Genomic DNA, 18,236 nt, shown 5'->3' on the forward strand with positions numbered 1-18,236 from the left:
GCAGGGTTATTGGAACACTTGGGCTTCGCCATCGACGGTTGCGCTTATCCAGCGCGGCTCCATGGGATCGCTCCATACCGAACGCGGTGGCGTCCCTCCATCACTGATCAGGATGCGCCTGCCCGACTGGCTCCACTCCTGCATCCGCGCCTTGAACGCGGCGGGATAATCTGCTGCCCGGCAGGTGATACCGGCCCAGGGATCGACGACCCAGGCGTCGTCCCACTCCGTCCCCACAAAGCCTTTGCTGCGCGGCTGCCCCGGTGGGCCGCCGACAATCGCGAAGGTATGGCCTTTGACCTGGGCGATCCGTGCACGGCCACCACTGGCATTGATCGTATCAACCGCGACTTTGGCCATCTGGTCACAATTGCCGGCACCGGTCTTGAGCACCATTTCGCTATAGTTCGGCGCGCCCGTGCGGGTGTAAAGCCAACCCACCATTTGCGTTGCCGTCTCGCTACGCACGACCTCACCGGCAAGTCCGGGAACCTGTTGATTGGCTGAGCGGATGCCAGTGGCCTGGAACTGCTCGTCAACCGCTGCCCTGGCCTCTTGTGCATACACGCGATTCTGTTGTTCGACCGGCAACTGGGCGAAGTCAGCCGGTTTCTTGATCGGCGCAAGTCGAATCGGTTTTGCCGCGACCACCACATGTCCGGGGTTGCTTCCCGCCGCGTACACCCCCCATCAGGACTTCGCGCTGTTTCTCGGGGGAAAGCCCCTTCAAGACGTTGGCAAGATGGCTGATTTCTGCGGGCGACATGGGTTCGTCGGCAACGATTTTCTTGATCAGGCTCTCAAGGCTGGGCAATACCACCAACGGATTGTCTGGAAGGCCTTGGGCCACAAAACCGTAAATATCCTTGTATTGGTCGTACTGTTTGATGAATTCAACGTCCAGCGGGTCGTTACGGGTCATGCGATGAAAATCAAGTTGGCCGTTACCATTGAGTTCGCTGTAGTAATGCACACCGGTATCGGCCTCGACCACCACGTATTGGCGATTGTCATGGTTGATCTTGAAACCTCTGACAACCCGCTGATCGTTGCTCAAGTCGCTGATCACATCCATCTTGATCACCACGGTTTCGCGGTTGATCGCCCGGGGCAGACCAAAGTCGTCGTAGCCAAAATCCGGCTCGTTGACCAGGGTCCCGGTGGTACGCGCCTTGTAGGCCACAGGTTGCGCACTCGCCAGCGGCAACAGTTCCTGGTTGCCCGCTTCGTTGACGCGGTAACGGCGGTGCTCATGAATCACGGTCCGTGGCCCGTTGGCCTGCCCGGCACCGGGAATCAGGCGTCGATGTTCAAGTGCCTGGGCGTCCTGGAATACTGAGGTTCCGCCAGGCTCGATCTGCTTGGTGTAGCACAGGTCATTGACGTCACGCCTGGACCTCTTGCCCCCAGCGCCACAGGTTGGCACCAAGTCTTCGAGCGGCCCGGTATGATCCGCGCCGCCAAGTTTGATCAGGCTCTCGGGCTTTTCCGGGTTATAGCGATAAACGTCATCGCCCACGATGACGTCGCTGTACTTGTGTCGCGTCAACACGCGCACCTGATCGCTGGAGAGACCTTCGGCCACGCGCAAGGTCTGCCCATGCGCCAAGGGCCTGGGCGTCAAGGCAATGTGCGGGGTAATGTCGTAACGGCCCCTGCCGGGCAACTTGAGAGCGGCGGATTGTTTGAACTGGGTGATGCCAGCCTGAATACTTTTGATATCCGCGCCCTTGAACCTGAGAAAGTTGCCTGCCTTGGTGTTGAAAGCGGGCATTACCGGATCAAGGGGATTCAAATTGCGCACGACTGAAACTGCGAACTTCTTTACCAGCGGCCCAAACTTTGGCAGCAGTGCACGTAAACCGATGTTGCCCGCGGTGGATACAAGGCGCACCGAACCCGCAGCAAACTTGCCCGCTGGGCCCGCAAACGTCATCAGTCCATCGCCGGCGAGATCCAAAATACCCTGCTTGGTATCACCGTTGACCAGGCTTTCAATGCCACTCCAGAACGGAATAACCATCTGGGCAGTCCCTTTGACGCGCTGCCAGAACATCTCATCATTTTTCTGCGCCTCGCTTTCCCTTTCGGGGTCCGACGCTGCCCATGCCTTTAAAGTGTCTGGATCGACATAAAACAATTTTTCAGTAACGGTCACCGCGATTGCCGCAGACCGTTCGGACGTCAGGGTTTGCGGCATTGCACTGTTAGATTGGGCGGACGACGCCGAAAAGTGTGCGAGCTGCTGTGGCACAACGATAGAAAAACTTGGGGGTTTAGGGCCAATGCCTGCCTTGTAGGCCGCCCACTGCGCCTTGAACCTGGCCTTGCTGTCTGGGCTGGTATTGCGCACCACCAACTCTTCAGACGGTTCGCCCTCGGTGGTGTGTTCGATTGAAATGAAGTCTTTGCCATAGCTTTTATCGGCGTGATTGTAGGATTCGAGAATAGGTTTCAAGTCGTCGCGACGCCGGGCAATGCCCTTGACCGGATTGACTTCGTAATAGCTCGTTTCGCCCTCATGCACCGTCTTGAGCACAAACGCCGGGCGCGTCACTGCCGCCTTTTTCTCGTCATCGCTTTCATTGTCGGAGCCGGGTTTGGTGCGCAGTGCATAAACCGTAACGTCACCCTGTTCAATCGCCCTGCGGTCCTGTACTGGCAACTGGGACAAGTAACTGCAAACCAGTTTTCCATAGGCTGTCTTGGTATCGGCCAGGTATTTGTCAAACTTCGCCTTGAATGTGTCTTCGTCATAAACAGGGTATTGATAGCGGACTTCGGCAGGGGTGAGTTTTTCGCCACTGAGATACCTGTATAGGGCAAAAAGCGGACTTACCAGGGACAGCACTTCAGTGCGTGAGGTGCCCTTTGCCATGCGTTCGAAATAATTTTTGCGCATGGGCACGTCAGCCCCCAGTTGCTGGGTAGCTTCTACCACCGTATCGACATGGGCATCAAATGCCTCAACCGCCTGGTTAATCTCTTGCGACGAATAGTCGGCCTTTTGTGGCAGTACACCTTGCGCCACAGCCCAGTCCAACGTCGCCGGAATGCGGGTCGAGGCGATAAGCGACCATTGCTCGTCGGTGGTCGCTTGTTGGCTGAGCTTGCCAGGCAGATCAACCAGCGCTTGAAACCCCATGCGTCGCGATGAACCCGGTTCAAGGGCTTCGGCCAGTCTGACACCGTGCTGAAAGTTCACGGATACGGCGGTTCCTTTGTACGGCAGGTCTGCAGGAATATCGCGCACGGCAAAGTCGGCCGGAAACTGTGGCCGCAGAAGATAGGCCGCCAGATACGCCTGTTCGGCAGATAGTTGCTTTGAATCGACCAGGTGTTGCCTGAACTGCGCATTGATCGCCGGGTAGCCCTGGCTCCAATGGGCGCTGGACGCCAGATCAAAGCCGGCAATCTGCGCGTTTTTACGCCCCGGCACCGGGTCCAGGCTTAGGGCCAGCGCCTTGATCAATAACTTGATCTTGACCTCTGGCGCGACAATGCCATCCAACGCAGGCCCCGTCCCGCTCAGCTTCCTCAGTAACTGTTGAATCAGATCATCGGCCTTGGGTGACTTGAGTATTTGTTCCAGCACCGCAGCGGGCGTGCCCTGGGCGTTGGCAAGCGTCTGGGGGGAAAGGCCTTCGGTCAAAAGGCCGAGCAAAGGCTTTTTGTACTTTGTCTCCAGCTCACTCACCCATTGGGCAATTGCGCCGTCATTTTTCTGCTGCAGCAAGCCGTCCACATCGCTCGAATGATCGTCCAGGCCCAAGGCAATTTCGCTGCGGGCATCTTGCGCGGCATCAATTGCCGCCTGCACTTGAGCGGGGGTGTTGGGGGCGGACGGCACCACGCCGTAGAACTTGAGCATGTTGTCGAGGCGGTTGGTGCCAGGCTGGGTAGAGCCATTGGGCGGTATCAGCGGTGAGTCTTTGTTGAGAAACAAATGTTTTTTGGAAAAGCCACCGGGATCCTTCGAGGCTTTCAGCTCGTGTAGAACCCTCAATATCTCGTCCAGGTCCGCCAGCTTTCCGCGCACCGCGGCCCGTTGCCAACCGCTGGGTTGCTCGGCTGGCGCTATCAACGCCAAGCCAGGCTTGTCGTGGGTGGCTACGGGTTGCACGTTGAGAGGAGTCACGGCCGTACGTGGCGCGTTGAGGTGGACTGACGTCATGGTGTGTTCGTCTCCGGCAGTGATACACAGACACGGCGACGTACGAGGGAAGTAGGAACCTACGCTTGATCACCGGCACGAATGTGTGGATCTGACGTAGGAAAATGTTCCAAAGAGAGTGGTAACTGTATTTGTAGGAGCCGGCAAGCCGGCTCCTTGGTGCTTACTCCTGACGCAAAATCAGCACCGCCAATGGCGGCAGATTCAACGACAGTGATACCGCCTGCCCATGGAGCGGCTCGTCCTGGGTAAAGGCTTCGCCGCCATTGCCGTAGTTGGAACCGGAATAGGTGTCGGCATCACTGTTGATCAGCTCTTTCCAGCGGCCGGCCAGGGGCACGCCCACCTTGTACGCCTCACGGGGCACTGGGGTGAAGTTGGCCACCACCAACACGGGCTTGCCGCTTTTGCCCCAACGCAGCCAGGCATACACGCTGTTGATCGCATCGTCACCAATCAACCACTGAAAGCCTTGCGGCGCATCGTCTTGTTCATGCAGTGCCGGTTCTTCGCGGTACAGCCGATTGAGGTCGCCCACCAGTTTCTGCACGCCCCGGTGTTCGGGGTATTGCAGCAGGTACCAATCCAGTTGCTGGTCGTGATTCCATTCGCGCCATTGGCCGAACTCACAGCCCATGAACAACAGTTTTTTGCCCGGATGCATCCACATAAAGCTCAGGTAGGCGCGCAGGTTGGCGAATTTCTGCCAGCGATCGCCGGGCATTTTGTCGATCAGCGAGTGTTTGCCGTGCACCACTTCATCATGGGAGATCGGCAGTACAAAGCGCTCGGACCAGGCATACACCAGGCCGAAACTCAGTTCATTGTGATGGTGGGCGCGGTACACCGGGTCTTGCTGGATGTAATGCAGCGAGTCGTGCATCCAGCCCATGTTCCATTTGTAGTTGAAGCCCAGGCCGCCCTGCTGGGTCGGCTGGCTGACACCGGGCCAGGCCGTGGATTCCTCGGCAATCACCAGGGCACCAGGGGCCTCCAGCGCCACCACATCGTTCAAATGGCGCAGGAAGTCGATGGCTTCCAGGTTCTCACGCCCGCCGTGGCGATTGGGCACCCACTCGCCGGCCTTGCGCGAATAGTCGCGATACAGCATCGACGCCACCGCATCCACCCGCAGCCCATCGATATGGAAATGCTTGAGCCAGTGCAACGCCGAGGCCAGCATGAAACCGTGAACCTCGGTACGCCCCAGGTTGTAGATCAGGGTGTCCCAATCCTGATGGAAGCCTTCCAGCGGGTTGCCATATTCGTACAGTGCAGTGCCATCAAACTGCGCCAGGCCGTGGGTGTCGGTGGGGAAATGCGCGGGCACCCAGTCGAGAATGATGCCGATATCCGCCTGATGGCAGGCGTTGACGAACGCGCCAAAGTCATCGGGCGAGCCGAAGCGCGCGCTGGGCGCAAATTGCGACAGCGGCTGATAGCCCCAGGAGCCACCGAAGGGGTGCTCCATGATCGGCATCAACTCGATATGGGTAAAACCCAGTTCCTGCACATAGGGAATCAGCCGCTCGCCCAGCTCGCGCCAACTGTACTGGCGCGCCACTTCGCCCAACTCGTCGAGTTCGCATTGCCAGGAGCCGACGTGCAGTTCGTAGATCGACAGCGGCGCGCTGGCCGCCTGGCGCTCACCCCGGGCTTGCATCCACGCCTCATCTGCCCATTGCACCTGCAACGGTGCGGCGACTTTCGACGCGGTGTCGGGCGGCAGTTGCGTGGCCAGGGCCATGGGGTCGGCCTTGAGCGGCAAGATGCCGCTGGCGCCGAGGATTTCGTACTTGTAGGCCGCCCCCGGTTGCAGACGCGGGATAAAGATCTCCCACACCCCGGCCGGATGACGCAGGCGCATCGGGTAGCGGCGCCCGTCCCAGATATTGAAATCGCCCACCACCGAGACCCGCCGCGCATTCGGCGCCCACACCGCAAAACGCACGCCCTGAATGCCGTCAACGCTCATCACCTGGGCGCCGAGGCAGTTGCTCAGGTCGCGGTGATTGCCTTCGGCAAACAGGTACAGGTCCATTTCCCCGAGCAACTGGCCAAAGCTGTAGGGGTCTTCGGTGATCTGCTCGCCGCCGGCCCACTGGATCTTCAGCAGGTAGCCCTGGCGTGTGGCGAAATGCCCAATGAACAAACCTGGGACCGGGGTGGCGTCGAGGCTGCCGAGGACCTCGTGACTGCCACGCGCCAGCACCTCGACGCTCAGGGCTTCGGGCAAAAACGCGCGGATGACCTGACCGCCCGCCTCGTCCTCATGGGGCCCGAGGATCGCGAACGGATCCGGGTGCTCGGCTCGCACCAGGGCTTCGATATCCTTGGGGGCAGGCATGATCTTGAACGTCGATTGCAGCGGTTCTTTGTGTGTAAAACTCATGATTTCTCCCACTGCTTGCGGTTTTGAATAAGGGTCTGACACAGGAAGCCTCCTAAATGTGGCTGGCCAACAACCCATGCAACCCACGCAATGGCACCGCCAACCAGGTCGGACGGTTCTGCGCTTCGTAGGCCACTTCGTACGCAGCCTTCTCCAGGCTGAACAACGCCAATGCCGCCTGCGCCCCTTTGGCATTCTGCCAATCATGCGCCAGTGTAGACGTAGCCTGTTGATACGCTTGGATAAATGCCTGTTGCGCTTCACTGCGGTAACGATCGGCGACCCGCAGGCGTGCCGCATCGGCGTCGGCCGAGTGATCCAGGCCTTGTGCTTGCACATTCAGGGCCATGGCGGCGGCATAGTCGAACGAACGCAACACACCGCTGACGTCCTTGTACGGGCTGTGCTTGCCCCGGCGCTCGTGCAGCGGCCGGGCAGGCTCGCCTTCGAAGTCGATCAGGTAGGCATCGCCCTTGACCACCAGCACCTGGCCCAGGTGCAAATCCCCATGCACACGAATGCGCAAACCGCCCAGGGTGGCTTTCGCTAAATCCTGCACATGGCTGGCGATGAACTTTTTCTGTGCCAGCAGTTGAGTGACCAACGCCTGATCGTCAGGGTTCAATTGGCTTTGATGCTGTTTGAGCAGTTGCAGGGCGCGCTCGACCTGGGCCCCCACTTGCTTGGCCCAACCCTGGCAGTCCTTGGCCGAGGTGACTTCAGGCTGGAAGTCCGGATTGCTCGTAGTCGCGGCCAGGACGTTGTGCATCTCCCCCAGCCGCTGCCCCAGCAACCCGGCGAAGTCGGCCAGTTCACCGAGGGCGTTGTAGTGCTGTTCCTGTTCGGAAATGGCTTGGGCCAGTTCGTCGCGGATCGCCCGCTCCAGGTTGTTCTGGGTCCAGCTCCAGGCATCGCCCTGGTTGCTGAGATAGCCCTGGGCAATCATCAACAGATTGTCCTGGCCCTCGGCATCGCGACGGATCACCGAGCCCAGCAAGGGCGAGATATGCGCGTAGCCGGCGGCGGTCAGGTAGGCACCCATTTCCAGTTCCGGGTGGACCCCGGCGCTGACTTTGCGAATCAACTTCAGCACCAGGCTTTCGCCCACCACCACCGAACTGTTGGATTGTTCAGCCGCCAGGTAGCGCACTTGCAACTCGTCCCCCACCGGCAGATCGGCCAATTGCGGGGTCGGCTCGAAACGAATCTCGCCATCGCTGCTGCTGAGTACGGTCTGCGCACGCAGGCCTTCGATAACGGCGCGGATATAGCTGTCGAGGCTGAAAGCATCGGTGATCAAGCCCACCTGGCGCACCCGGCGGACCCGCGCCAGGGCCAGTTGTTGCGGCAAGGCGCTGGTGAACTGGTCTTCGCCCAGCAGGCCAAAGGGCAATTGGTAACGGCTGGTCTGCCCGGCGCTGGTCACTTCTATCTCGCTGAGCAGCACCGGGTGCTGCGCATCGCCAAACCGCACGCCATAGGCGATGCGCACACTGTCTATGGCCGCGTCCTTATTGGCAAACCAGCGCCGCTTGGGCAGCCAGGTAGGCAACGAGGTTTGCTCCAGGGTGGTGCGCGATGGCGCTTCGAGCAACTCTTCGAGGCGTTTTTTCAGGACCAGGGTGGGGAAATCCGGCAGGCTTTGGGCCGGTTCCACATGCCAGCTGGGCATTTGGTTTTCGGTGGCGAGCACGAACCAGTAGAAGCCATAGGGCGCCAGGGTCAGCAGGAAATTCAGCTGGCCAATGGGTGGGAATGCATTGCCACCGAGCATTTCCACCGGAACCATGCCGGCGAAGGCTGACAGGTCCAGCTCCGCCGCCTGGGCGGTGCGCGACACATTGGCCACGCACAGGATGATTTCGTGCTTGCCGTCGGCGCCGGTGTATTCGCGGGTGTAGGCGAGGATCCGGCGATTGCTCGGTGAGAGCATTTTCAGGCTGCCACGGCCAAATGCCTTGGACTGCTTGCGGATCGCCAACATGCGGCGGGTCCAGTTCAGCAGTGAGTGTGGGTCCTGGGCCTGGGTTTCGACGTTGACCGACTGGTAACCGTAGAGCGGGTCCATGATCGGCGGTAGCACCAGGCTGGCCGGATCGGCGCGGGAAAACCCGCCATTGCGGTCGATGGACCATTGCATCGGCGTACGCACGCCGTCGCGGTCACCCAGGTAGATGTTGTCGCCCATGCCGATTTCATCCCCGTAATACAGGGTCGGCGTGCCGGGCATCGACAGCAGTAGGCTGTTGAGCAGCTCGATGCGTCGGCGGTCGCGCTCCATCAATGGCGCCAGGCGTCGACGAATACCCAGATTGATACGCGCGCGGCGGTCGGCGGCGTAGTAGTTCCACAGGTAGTCGCGCTCCTTGTCGGTGACCATTTCCAGGGTCAGCTCATCATGGTTGCGCAGGAAAATCGCCCATTGGCAGTTGGCGGGAATTTCCGGGGTCTGGCGCAGGATGTCGGTGATCGGAAAGCGATCTTCCTGGGCCAGGGCCATATACATGCGCGGCATCAGCGGGAAGTGGAAGGCCATGTGGCATTCATCGCCGTCATCGCCCTTCTGGTCGCCAAAGTACAGCTGGGTATCTTCCGGCCACTGGTTGGCTTCGGCCAGCAGCATGCGGTCGGGGTAGTTGGCGTCGATCTCGGCACGGATCTGCTTGAGCACATCGTGGGTTTCGGGGAGGTTTTCGTTGTTGGTGCCGTCGCGCTCGATCAGGTAGGGAATGGCGTCTAGGCGCAGGCCGTCGATGCCCATGTCCAGCCAGTAGCGCATCACCGACAGCACGGCTTTCATGACTTGCGGGTTATCGAAGTTGAGGTCCGGTTGGTGGGAATAGAAACGGTGCCAGAAGTATTGGCCGGCGACCGGGTCCCAGGTCCAGTTGGATTTTTCGGTGTCGAGGAAAATGATGCGGGTGCCGTCGTATTTCTGGTCGTCATCGGACCACACGTAAAAGTCCCGCGCACTGGAGCCGGGCTTGGCCTTGCGTGCCCGCTGGAACCAGGGATGCTGGTCGGACGTGTGGTTGATCACCAGTTCAGTGATCACCCGCAGGCCGCGCTTGTGCGCCTCGGCGATAAAGCGCTTGGCGTCGGCCATGGTCCCGTAGTCGCTGTGTACGCCACGGTATTCGGCGATGTCATAGCCGTCGTCACGCCGTGGCGAGGGATAGAACGGCAGCAGCCAGATGGTATTCACGCCCAGGTCGGCGATGTAGTCGAGTTTGGCGATCAGCCCGGGGAAGTCACCGATGCCGTCGTTGTTGGAGTCGAAATAGGATTTGACGTGAACCTGGTAAATCACCGCGTCCTTGTACCAGAGCGGGTCTTTGATAAAGGTGGCAGCCTTGGGTTTCTTCGCCATTGGAAACTCCTGGAAAATTCAAAAAAACTCAGACACTGGGCTCGATCTAGGTGGGAGCGGGCTTGCTCGCGAAGGCGGTTGATCAGTGAGTTGATACTTGACTGACACACCGCCTTCGCGAGCAAGCCCGCTCCCACATTTGATCGCCGCCAGCATCAAGAATGGGTGATGCGCCAGATGCCAAACGGCATGTGAGGCTCGATGCGCATCCATTGGGTCTTGCCGTACCAGGTCCAGCGATGGCCATTCATCAGGTCTTCGCCCTGGACCTGGGCGTCGTCCGGCAAGCCCATCTCCCACAGCGGCAACTCGAAATGGGCTTCCTGGGCGTTGAACGGGTCGAGGTTGACGGCGATCAGGATGAAGTTGCTGCCATCCTCGTTGCGCTTGCCGAAGTACAGGATGTTGTCGTTGAAGGCGTTGTAGAGCGTCAGGCCCAGGTGTGTCTGCAGCGCCGGGTTTTGCCGGCGGATGCGGTTGAGTTGGGCGATCTCGGCAATGATGTTGCCGGGGGCGCTGAAGTCCCGGGGGCGGATCTCGTACTTTTCCGAGTCCAGGTACTCTTCCTTGCCCGGTACGGGTGCGCTTTCACACAGTTCAAAGCCCGAATACATACCCCACAGGCCCGAGCCCATGGTGGCCAGCGCGGCGCGGATCAAAAGCCCGGGCGGCCGGATTCATGCAAGAAGCCTGGGTTGATGTCCGGGGTATTGACGAAAAAGTTCGGCCGGTAGCATTCGCGCCAGGGCGACTGGTTCAGTTGGGTGAAGTACTCGCTGAGTTCGGCCTTGGTGTTGCGCCAGGTGAAATAGGTGTAGCTCTGGGAGTAACCGACCTTGCCCAGGCGCGCCATCATCGCCGGCGTGGTGAAGGCTTCGGCGAGGAAGATCACCTCAGGGTGCTGGGCCCGTACGTCACTGATCAGCCATTGCCAAAATGGCAGCGGCTTGGTGTGGGGATTATCGACGCGGAAGGTCTTGACCCCCTCCTCGACCCAGCCCAGCACGATATCGCGTAACTCCAGCCAGAGGCTGGGGATCGCATCGGCGGCATAGAAGTCGACGTTGACGATGTCCTGGTATTTTTTCGGCGGGTTTTCCGCGTATTTGATCGTGCCGTCCGGGCGCCAGTTGAACCAGCCGGGGTGTTGTTTGAGCCACGGGTGGTCTTGGGAGCACTGGATGGCAAAGTCCAGGGCGATCTCCAGGCCATGCTCGGCGGCGGCCGCGACCAAGCGGCGGAAATCCTCGCGGGTACCCAGTTGCGAATGGATTGCGTCGTGGCCCCCCTCCTCGCTGCCGATGGCATACGGGCTGCCGGGATCATCGGGGCCGGCGCTCAATGAGTTGTTCTTGCCCTTGCGGTGGCTACGGCCAATGGGGTGGATTGGCGGGAAGTACAGCACGTCAAAACCCATGTCGTGGATCATCGCCAGGCGCGAATGCACGTCATTGAAGGTGCCGTGGCGCGCTGGGTCGTCAGTGATCGAGCGAGGGAACAGCTCGTACCAACTGGCAAACAGTGCCTGTGGGCGCTCCACATCCAGCGCATACACCGGGCTGATACTCAGGTAGGGGCGCAAATCAGCCTGGGCCATCAACTGTGCACTGTCTTCGTGCAGAAACAGCGCGACCTGCTCGGTTTCCAGCAGCCCAGAGAGCTGCTGGTGTAATTGCTGCAGGTGCTCCTGCAACTCGCCTTCGCTGCGTTCAGCGGCTTGCAGGACCTGGTTGCGACCTTCCTGCAGTTCCAGGCTGACGGGGACGCCGGCCATGTGTTTTTTGCCCAACTCGTAGCAGAAACTGGCGAAATGATCGATCCAGGCTTCGACGCAATACTGGTGGGGGCCTTGCTCGATCACGCTGAACGCGCCCTGCCAGGCATTGTTGCCCTGGTCACTCATGGGCACGCGGTGCCAGTCGTCCTCACTCAAGGCCCGCCAGCGGATCACGACCGCCAACTGGTCATGGCCATCGGCAAACACGTTGCTCGTCACCTGGATACGCTGGCCTTGCACCGCCTTGACCGCAAAGGCGCCGGCGTCGATCACAGGGGTGGTGTCTTCAATGGCGATCCTGGGCAGCAACAGTGCCTGGGACAGTGGTAGTGCGGGTCTTTCAGCAGTCATCGAGCATCTCCCCTTACGCCCCATGGACGCTCTTGTGCTTGATTGTCAGTGCCGCAAGCGGGCTCTTCCTGAGCCGGCTACATATGGTCCGAGCCCGGTGGCCTTGGAAAAGTTCAGGTGGATGTACCGCCACCGGGCGGGAATCAAACGGCCATGACGGTTGTCCACCGACTGAGCAAAGCACAAACGAGGCCACTGCGATGAACATCCCGATTCCAGCTGAAACCCCAGATCCGAATATCGACAAACCCACCCTGCCGCCGACCGAGCCTGAGCCGATTCCTGAGCAGGAACCTCCAGAAAGCGTGCCACCGGCAAAGGAAGAGCCGCCGACGACGATGCCGCCGGTTATCGTGTAGGAGCCTGCAGCTAAGGTTTGTCCAATAGCTTCACAATCCTTGGCATCACGCTGAACATTTTCATGGGCGGATAGGAGATGGACAGCAACGACCGCCAGTCAGTTGCGCCGAACCATTGACCAGGGGCCGGGACCTAAAGAACAGAGCCCTGCAACCAGGAGAACACCATGCCCGTACGTACCGAAAACCAGACCAGTTACTTCAAGATCGATGACAGCGGCGAAGAGCGCAGCCTTCCTGTGGGGGATGTGATGGTGATCACCGACAGTGATAAATCCATGTCTGCAGTGGAGATCGACGGCCAACGGATTTATATCACCGAGGCTGAAGCCGACGCCTTGACCGTCGCCGGCGCCATCGATGGGCGTAAGCACCTCAAGGCCACCGACGGTGATTCGGTGATTTGATTGATCTGGATCAGCATGCTGTGGGCACTGTTGATCCAGGCACCGGCCCCACGGCTTGCGGGGGTGCTGCACATTGTCGCAGGGCCGGCGTAAAAACCCATCTGATCCGCTTTTTATCGATTTACCTGAGCCTGTTATGCAAACAGATCGGGGCCCATAGTTCATCCGCCTGATGGAGGCTGATGAGCGAAAGACCATGAGCGATAGAATCCCCGTCCGATTAGTAGAAAATTTCGAGCCTGCACATCCAAAGAAGATGAAGGCCAAATCCAGCGACAACCAGATCCACACCCGCAGTTTCAGCGGCCTGTTCCGCAACTTGCGTATCAGTGGCGCAGGCTTTTTGTTCCTGGCGTTTTTTGGCACCGTGTGGCTGAACTGGGACTCGCGCCAGGCGGTGTTGTGGGACCTGGCTGAAAGCAAGTTTCATATCTTTGGCGCGACCTTCTGGCCCCAGGACTTCATCCTGTTGTCGGCATTGTTGATCATCTGTGCCTTTGGCCTGTTTGCGATCACGGTGTTTGCCGGCCGCGTCTGGTGCGGTTACACCTGTCCGCAAAGCTCGTTTACCTGGCTGTTCATGTGGTGCGAGAAAGTCACCGAAGGCGAGCGCAACCAAAGGATCAAGCTACAGGCTGCGCCCTGGGGCGTGAACAAACTGGCGCGCCGCGCCGCCAAGCACACGCTGTGGCTGGCGATCAGCGTACTGACCGGCTTGACCTTTGTCGGCTACTTCACCCCGATCCGGCCTTTGGCCGAAGAGCTGCTGACCTGGCAGATGGGCGGTGTCAGCCTGTTCTGGGTGCTGTTCTTTACCGGCGCCACCTACATCAATGCCGGCTGGCTGCGTGAAGCGGTGTGCATGCACATGTGCCCGTATGCGCGGTTCCAGAGCGTGATGTTCGACAAGGACACCCTGACCATTTCCTACGACGCTGCCCGTGGCGAAAGCCGTGGCCCGCGCAAACGTGATGTGAACCCGGCCGAGGTCGGCCTGGGCGATTGCATCGACTGTCACTTGTGCGTACAGGTCTGCCCTACCGGCATTGATATCCGCGACGGCCTGCAGATGGAATGTATCGGCTGCGCCGCCTGCATCGACGCCTGTGATTCGATCATGGACAAAATGGGCTATGCCCGCGGCTTGGTGAGCTACACCTCCGAACATCAGTTGCAGGGTGGCAAGACCCACCTGCTGCGACCGCGTTTGATCGGCTACAGTGCGGTGCTGTTGGTGATGATCGCCGCATTGGTAATGGCGCTGGTGCAGCGGCCAATGGTCTCGCTTGACGTGACCAAGGACCGTGGGATGTTCCGGGAAAACAGTCAGGGGCTGATCGAGAACATCTACAGCCTGAAGATCATCAACAAGACCCAACAGCGCCAGGATTACCGCGTGGAGCTGATAGATGGCGAGGGCTTCGAGCTGCAGGGCAAGACCGAGGTCAGCCTGGCGCCAGGGGAAATCACGGATCTGCCGGTTTCGGTGGCGTTGACCCGTGACAAACCGAGCAGCAGCTCGCAAACCATCCGTTTCAAGGTGACGGATATGGATGAGCCAAGTGTTTATAGTGTCGCCGACAGCCGTTTTGTGGCGCCGCTGAACCGCTGATACCCCCCCTGTGGGAGCGGGCTTGCCCGCGATAGCGGTGTGTCAGTCGAACTATCTGCTACTGATACACCGCAATCGCGGGCAAGCCCGCTCCCACACTTTGACCTGTGTAGACCTAGGATCACGATGAAACGCTACGAGAAATTTGCCGACGACATCGCTGAACTGATCCGCTCCGGTGTCCTCGGACCGGGCCAGCGCGTGCCGTCGGTGCGCTATGCCAGCCAGACGTACGGCGTCAGCCCATCCACGGTGTTCCAGGCCTATTACCTGCTGGAGCGCCGTGGCCTGATCCGCGCGCGGCCGCGCTCCGGGTATTTCGTCAATACCCATGCCCCCAGCCCGTTTTCGGAGCCGGCGGTCAGCGCCCATGTCCACGAGTCCACTGAGGTGGACGTCAGTGAGCTGGTGTTTTCGGTACTCGATTCGATCAAGGACCCTCAGACCGTGCCCTTCGGCTCGGCCTTCCCCAGCCCGATGCTGTTCCCCCTGCAACGTCTGGCCCGCTCCCTGGCCAGCGCCAGCCGCGAGATGGACCCGCGCATGGTGGTCACCGACATGTCGCCAGGCAACCCGCAACTGCGCCGGCAAATTGCCCTGCGCTATATGGTCGGCGGCTTGATGCTGCCCATGGAGGAATTGCTGATCACCAACGGCGCCCTCGAAGCGCTGAACCTGTGCCTGCAGGCGGTGACCGAACCGGGCGACCTGGTGGCCATCGAGGCCCCGGCGTTTTATGCCTGCCTGCAAGTGCTTGAGCGTTTGAAGCTCAAGGCCGTGGAAATCCCCGTACACCCACGCGATGGCATCGACCTGCAGGCGCTGGCCCAGACCCTGGAGCGTTACCCGATCAAGGCCTGCTGGTGTATGACCAGTTTCCAGAACCCCATGGGTGCAACGATGCCCGAGGCCAAGAAGCAGGCGTTGGTTGAGTTGTTGCGCGGCCATCAGGTGCCGCTGATCGAGGACGACGTATACGCCGAGTTGTATTACGGCCAACAGGCGCCCAAGCCAGCCAAGGCGTTCGACACCGAAGGCCTGGTGATGCACTGCGGTTCATTCGCCAAGAGCCTGGCCCCTGGCTACCGTGTAGGTTGGGTGGCGGCAGGTCGTTATGCACAAAAAATCGAACGCTTGAAACTGATGACCTCGCTATGCGCCTCGATGCCCGCCCAGGCGGCGATTGCCGATTACTTGCAACACGGCGGCTACGACCGGCACCTGCGCAAATTGCGCTATGCCCTGGAAGAGCAGCAAAGTGCCATGCTCGCGGCCATCGGTCGCTACTTTCCGCCGCAAACCCGGGTCAGCCAGCCCGCTGGCGGCTATTTCCTGTGGCTGGAACTGCCAGAACAGACCGACTCGTTGAAACTGTTCCAGATGGCCCTGGCCCAAGGTATCAGCATCGCGCCGGGGCCGATTTTTTCGCCGACACAACGCTTTCGCAACTGCATTCGCTTGAATTACGGCAGTCCGTGGGATGAGGCGGCGGAAAAAGCCATGGAAACGTTGGGGCGCATTGTGCGTTCGTTTTAAGGGCCGGTACTTGAACATGGAACCAAACACTGAAACGTACCACGTAGGAGGGTCCATTTTCTCCATAGCTAAGGAAACGTTTCATGCGAGGTGTACTGCCGCCCTTCTTCCATCTTCCGCTGCCGCTCCCACCCAACTACATGCGGGTGGCTGAACAGCGCGAAGTTCGCCAGTTGAACGGGCCAACCGGGCGCCCGACAGGTGACCATCGTTCGGCAGAAAGGATTATCGAACAGAGCCCGGTGCTCAGGGACTTCCTTGCAGGCAATGATCGCTTTCAGCTCCAGCCGGACCTCAAGCGCCACGTGGGGGGACTGGACGCAGGCCAACAAAGACCCCCAGGCCCGCGCCGATGCGGCCTACAACCTGGAAAAAGTGCTGCGCTTCATTGATAACCTGGACGAAGACAAGCTCAAGGGCAGCGAGGAACGTAACGGCAAGATCGACGGGTTTTCCGACTTGGGCGTCACCATCCTGCATGACTCGGAGGCAGACCGCCTGGACCAGTTTGCGCGCCAGGGGTATCAGGCGTTAGGCAGCTTCTGACACAGGCTCGTGTCGTTGGTGAGAGGGCGCTCCCGCTGGGAAACTAGCCACTTCGGTATATCTGGCACAACGTGGTGAGGCTATTGGGGCGGCTTCGCCACCCAGCGCGGGGCAAGCCCGCTCGCCACAGAAAATCTGCAATCCACAGTAAGTTCCCACCTGCTGCAACGCCCCCTGTGGCGAGGGGGCTTGTCCCCCGCTGGGCTGCGCAGCGGCCCCAAAACCAGCCACTTCGGTATATCTGGCACAACGTGGTGAGGCGATTGGGGCGACTTCGCCACCCAGCGCGGGGCAAGCCCGCTCGCCACAGAAAATCTGCGATCCACAGTAAGTTCCCACCTGCTGCAACGCCCCCTGTGGCGAGGGGGCTTGTCCCCCGCTGGGCTGCGCAGCGGCCCCAAAACCAGCCACTTCGGTGTATCTGGCACAACGTGGTGAGGCGATTGGGGCGGCTTCGCCACCCAGCGCGGGGCAAGCCCGCTCGCCACAGAAAGTCTGCGATCCACAGTAAGTTCCCACCTGCTGCAACGCCCCCTGTGGCGAGGGGGCTTGTCCCCCGCTGGGCTGCGCAGCGGCCCCAAAACCAGCCACTTCGGTATATCTGGCACAACGTGGTGAGGCTATCGGGGCGGCTTCGCCACCCAGCGCGGGGGCAAGCCCGCTCGCCACAGAAAGTCTGCGATCCACAGTAAGTTCCCACCTGCTGCAACGCCCCCTGTGGCGAGGGGGCTTGTACCCCGCTGGGCTGCGCAGCGGCCCCAAAACCAGCCACTTCGGTATATCTGGCACAACGTGGTGAGGCGATTGGGGTGGCTTCGCCACCCAGCGCGGGGCAAGCCCGCTCGCCACGAAAAGCCAGGTAGCCCCCCCTTTGTTGGGGGGCTCTCAGCACCCAGGCAGGATCAGCGACCGCCGCCCAGATCAAGAAAGGTCCCGGTGGTATACGAGGCCTTGTCCGACAGTAACCAGATGATGGCTTCGGCCACTTCGTCCGGACGCCCGCCACGGGCCATGGGGATGCCTGATTCAAGCTTGCTGACCCGATCCGGGTCGCCGCTCAAGGCATGGAAGTCAGTAAAGATATAACCCGGACGCACCGCGTTGACCCGGATCCCCTCGCCCGCCACTTCCTTGGATAAACCAATGGTGAAACTGTCCAGCGCGCCCTTGGAGGCTGCATAGTCCACGTACTCACCGGGTGACCCCAGGCGTGCCGCCACCGAGGACACATTGACGATGCTGCCTCCCTGCCCACCGTGCTTGGGTGACATGCGCAGCAATGCATGCTTGGCACACAGGATCGGGCCCAACACATTGGTCTTGAGGATTTTCAGGATACGGAACTCGGACATCTCATCGACCCGCGACTTATGCCCCACGGTGCCGGCATTGTTGACCAGCGCGGTGACGCGCCCCAACTCGGTATCGACGCGGTGGAACAGGCTGATCACTTCGTCTTCGATGCTCACGTCGGCGCGCACCGCGATGGCCTGGGCGCCAAGTGCGCGGACCTGCTCCAGCACACGCAGGGCGGCTTCTTCGTCAGACTGGAAATTGATGCAGATGCGATAGCCCTGGCGGGCCGCCAGCAACGCCGTGGCGGCCCCGATCCCACGACTGCCACCGGTGATGATGACGACTTTGTCCATGTGTACTGACTCCCCGTTCAACCTGAGCTGTTGGATCCAAGAATACCTGCGCCTGCCAGGTTT

Annotated in this window: 10 protein-coding genes and 1 pseudogene; 5 read left to right on the forward strand and 6 right to left on the reverse strand. The window is 60.2% G+C overall.

The window, feature by feature from the left end:
- Nucleotides 1-6: 6 nt before the first annotated feature.
- The 5 genes and pseudogenes from JTY93_RS13385 to JTY93_RS13405 form a co-directional block, all read right to left on the reverse strand.
- A complete protein-coding gene (locus tag JTY93_RS13385; RefSeq protein ID WP_205518860.1) occupies nt 7-651 on the reverse strand; it encodes a hypothetical protein in 645 nt (214 codons plus the stop codon).
- Complete coding sequence (locus tag JTY93_RS13390) at nt 602-4,174, reverse strand: hypothetical protein (RefSeq protein WP_205518861.1); 3,573 nt, start codon at nt 4,172-4,174, stop codon at nt 602-604. Before JTY93_RS13390 ends, JTY93_RS13385 begins: the two co-directional genes overlap by 50 nt.
- Before the next feature lie 163 nt (nt 4,175-4,337).
- Nucleotides 4,338-6,566, reverse strand: coding sequence for a 1,4-alpha-glucan branching protein GlgB (gene glgB, locus JTY93_RS13395; RefSeq protein ID WP_205478435.1), 2,229 nt, complete (start codon nt 6,564-6,566; stop codon nt 4,338-4,340).
- A 52-nt stretch (nt 6,567-6,618) separates the two neighbouring features.
- Complete coding sequence (treS, locus tag JTY93_RS13400; protein WP_205478434.1) at nt 6,619-9,936, reverse strand: maltose alpha-D-glucosyltransferase; 3,318 nt, start codon at nt 9,934-9,936, stop codon at nt 6,619-6,621.
- 155 nt (nt 9,937-10,091) lie between these two features.
- Nucleotides 10,092-12,064, reverse strand: a pseudogene (locus tag JTY93_RS13405) (alpha-1,4-glucan--maltose-1-phosphate maltosyltransferase).
- A 200-nt stretch (nt 12,065-12,264) separates the two neighbouring features.
- Here JTY93_RS13405 and JTY93_RS13410 point away from each other — a divergent pair.
- The 5 genes from JTY93_RS13410 to JTY93_RS13430 all read left to right on the forward strand — a co-directional run bounded on the left by JTY93_RS13410 (nt 12,265) and on the right by JTY93_RS13430 (nt 16,524).
- Nucleotides 12,265-12,423 carry a hypothetical protein gene (locus JTY93_RS13410; RefSeq protein ID WP_166647845.1) on the forward strand — a complete coding sequence of 53 codons (159 nt, stop codon included), beginning with the start codon at nt 12,265-12,267 and terminating at the stop codon, nt 12,421-12,423.
- Between the two features lie 167 nt (nt 12,424-12,590).
- Nucleotides 12,591-12,830 (forward strand): DUF3203 family protein, encoded by a 240-nt coding sequence (locus JTY93_RS13415; protein ID WP_205478432.1) that lies wholly within the window; start codon nt 12,591-12,593, stop codon nt 12,828-12,830.
- A 196-nt stretch (nt 12,831-13,026) separates the two neighbouring features.
- Nucleotides 13,027-14,442 carry a cytochrome c oxidase accessory protein CcoG gene (ccoG, locus tag JTY93_RS13420; RefSeq protein ID WP_205478431.1) on the forward strand — a complete coding sequence of 472 codons (1,416 nt, stop codon included), beginning with the start codon at nt 13,027-13,029 and terminating at the stop codon, nt 14,440-14,442.
- Between the two features lie 126 nt (nt 14,443-14,568).
- A complete protein-coding gene (mapR, locus tag JTY93_RS13425; protein ID WP_205478426.1) occupies nt 14,569-15,978 on the forward strand; it encodes a GntR family transcriptional regulator MpaR in 1,410 nt (469 codons plus the stop codon).
- 267 nt (nt 15,979-16,245) lie between these two features.
- Nucleotides 16,246-16,524, forward strand: coding sequence for a hypothetical protein (locus tag JTY93_RS13430; protein ID WP_240357212.1), 279 nt, complete (start codon nt 16,246-16,248; stop codon nt 16,522-16,524).
- Between the two features lie 902 nt (nt 16,525-17,426).
- On the opposite strand, the gene JTY93_RS13435 is transcribed toward JTY93_RS13430, so the two are convergent.
- Nucleotides 17,427-18,173 carry an SDR family oxidoreductase gene (locus JTY93_RS13435; RefSeq protein WP_205477650.1) on the reverse strand — a complete coding sequence of 249 codons (747 nt, stop codon included), beginning with the start codon at nt 18,171-18,173 and terminating at the stop codon, nt 17,427-17,429.
- Nucleotides 18,174-18,236 lie beyond the last annotated feature (63 nt).

This window comes from Pseudomonas hygromyciniae, assembly GCF_016925675.1.
Classification (GTDB): Bacteria; Pseudomonadota; Gammaproteobacteria; order Pseudomonadales; family Pseudomonadaceae; genus Aquipseudomonas; species Aquipseudomonas hygromyciniae.

What these genes read in the sequence shown, in the direction of transcription:
- JTY93_RS13415 (WP_205478432.1), top strand. Translation starts at nt 12,591, where the DNA reads ATGCCCGTACGTACCGAAAACCAGACCAGTTACTTCAAGATCGATGAC.
- JTY93_RS13390 (WP_205518861.1), bottom strand. Translation starts at nt 4,174, where the DNA reads ATGACGTCAGTCCACCTCAACGCGCCACGTACGGCCGTGACTCCTCTC.
- mapR (WP_205478426.1), top strand. Translation starts at nt 14,569, where the DNA reads ATGAAACGCTACGAGAAATTTGCCGACGACATCGCTGAACTGATCCGC.
- treS (WP_205478434.1), bottom strand. Translation starts at nt 9,936, where the DNA reads ATGGCGAAGAAACCCAAGGCTGCCACCTTTATCAAAGACCCGCTCTGG.
- glgB (WP_205478435.1), bottom strand. Translation starts at nt 6,566, where the DNA reads ATGAGTTTTACACACAAAGAACCGCTGCAATCGACGTTCAAGATCATG.
- JTY93_RS13435 (WP_205477650.1), bottom strand. Translation starts at nt 18,173, where the DNA reads ATGGACAAAGTCGTCATCATCACCGGTGGCAGTCGTGGGATCGGGGCC.
- ccoG (WP_205478431.1), top strand. Translation starts at nt 13,027, where the DNA reads ATGAGCGATAGAATCCCCGTCCGATTAGTAGAAAATTTCGAGCCTGCA.
- JTY93_RS13430 (WP_240357212.1), top strand. Translation starts at nt 16,246, where the DNA reads ATGATCGCTTTCAGCTCCAGCCGGACCTCAAGCGCCACGTGGGGGGAC.
- JTY93_RS13410 (WP_166647845.1), top strand. Translation starts at nt 12,265, where the DNA reads ATGAACATCCCGATTCCAGCTGAAACCCCAGATCCGAATATCGACAAA.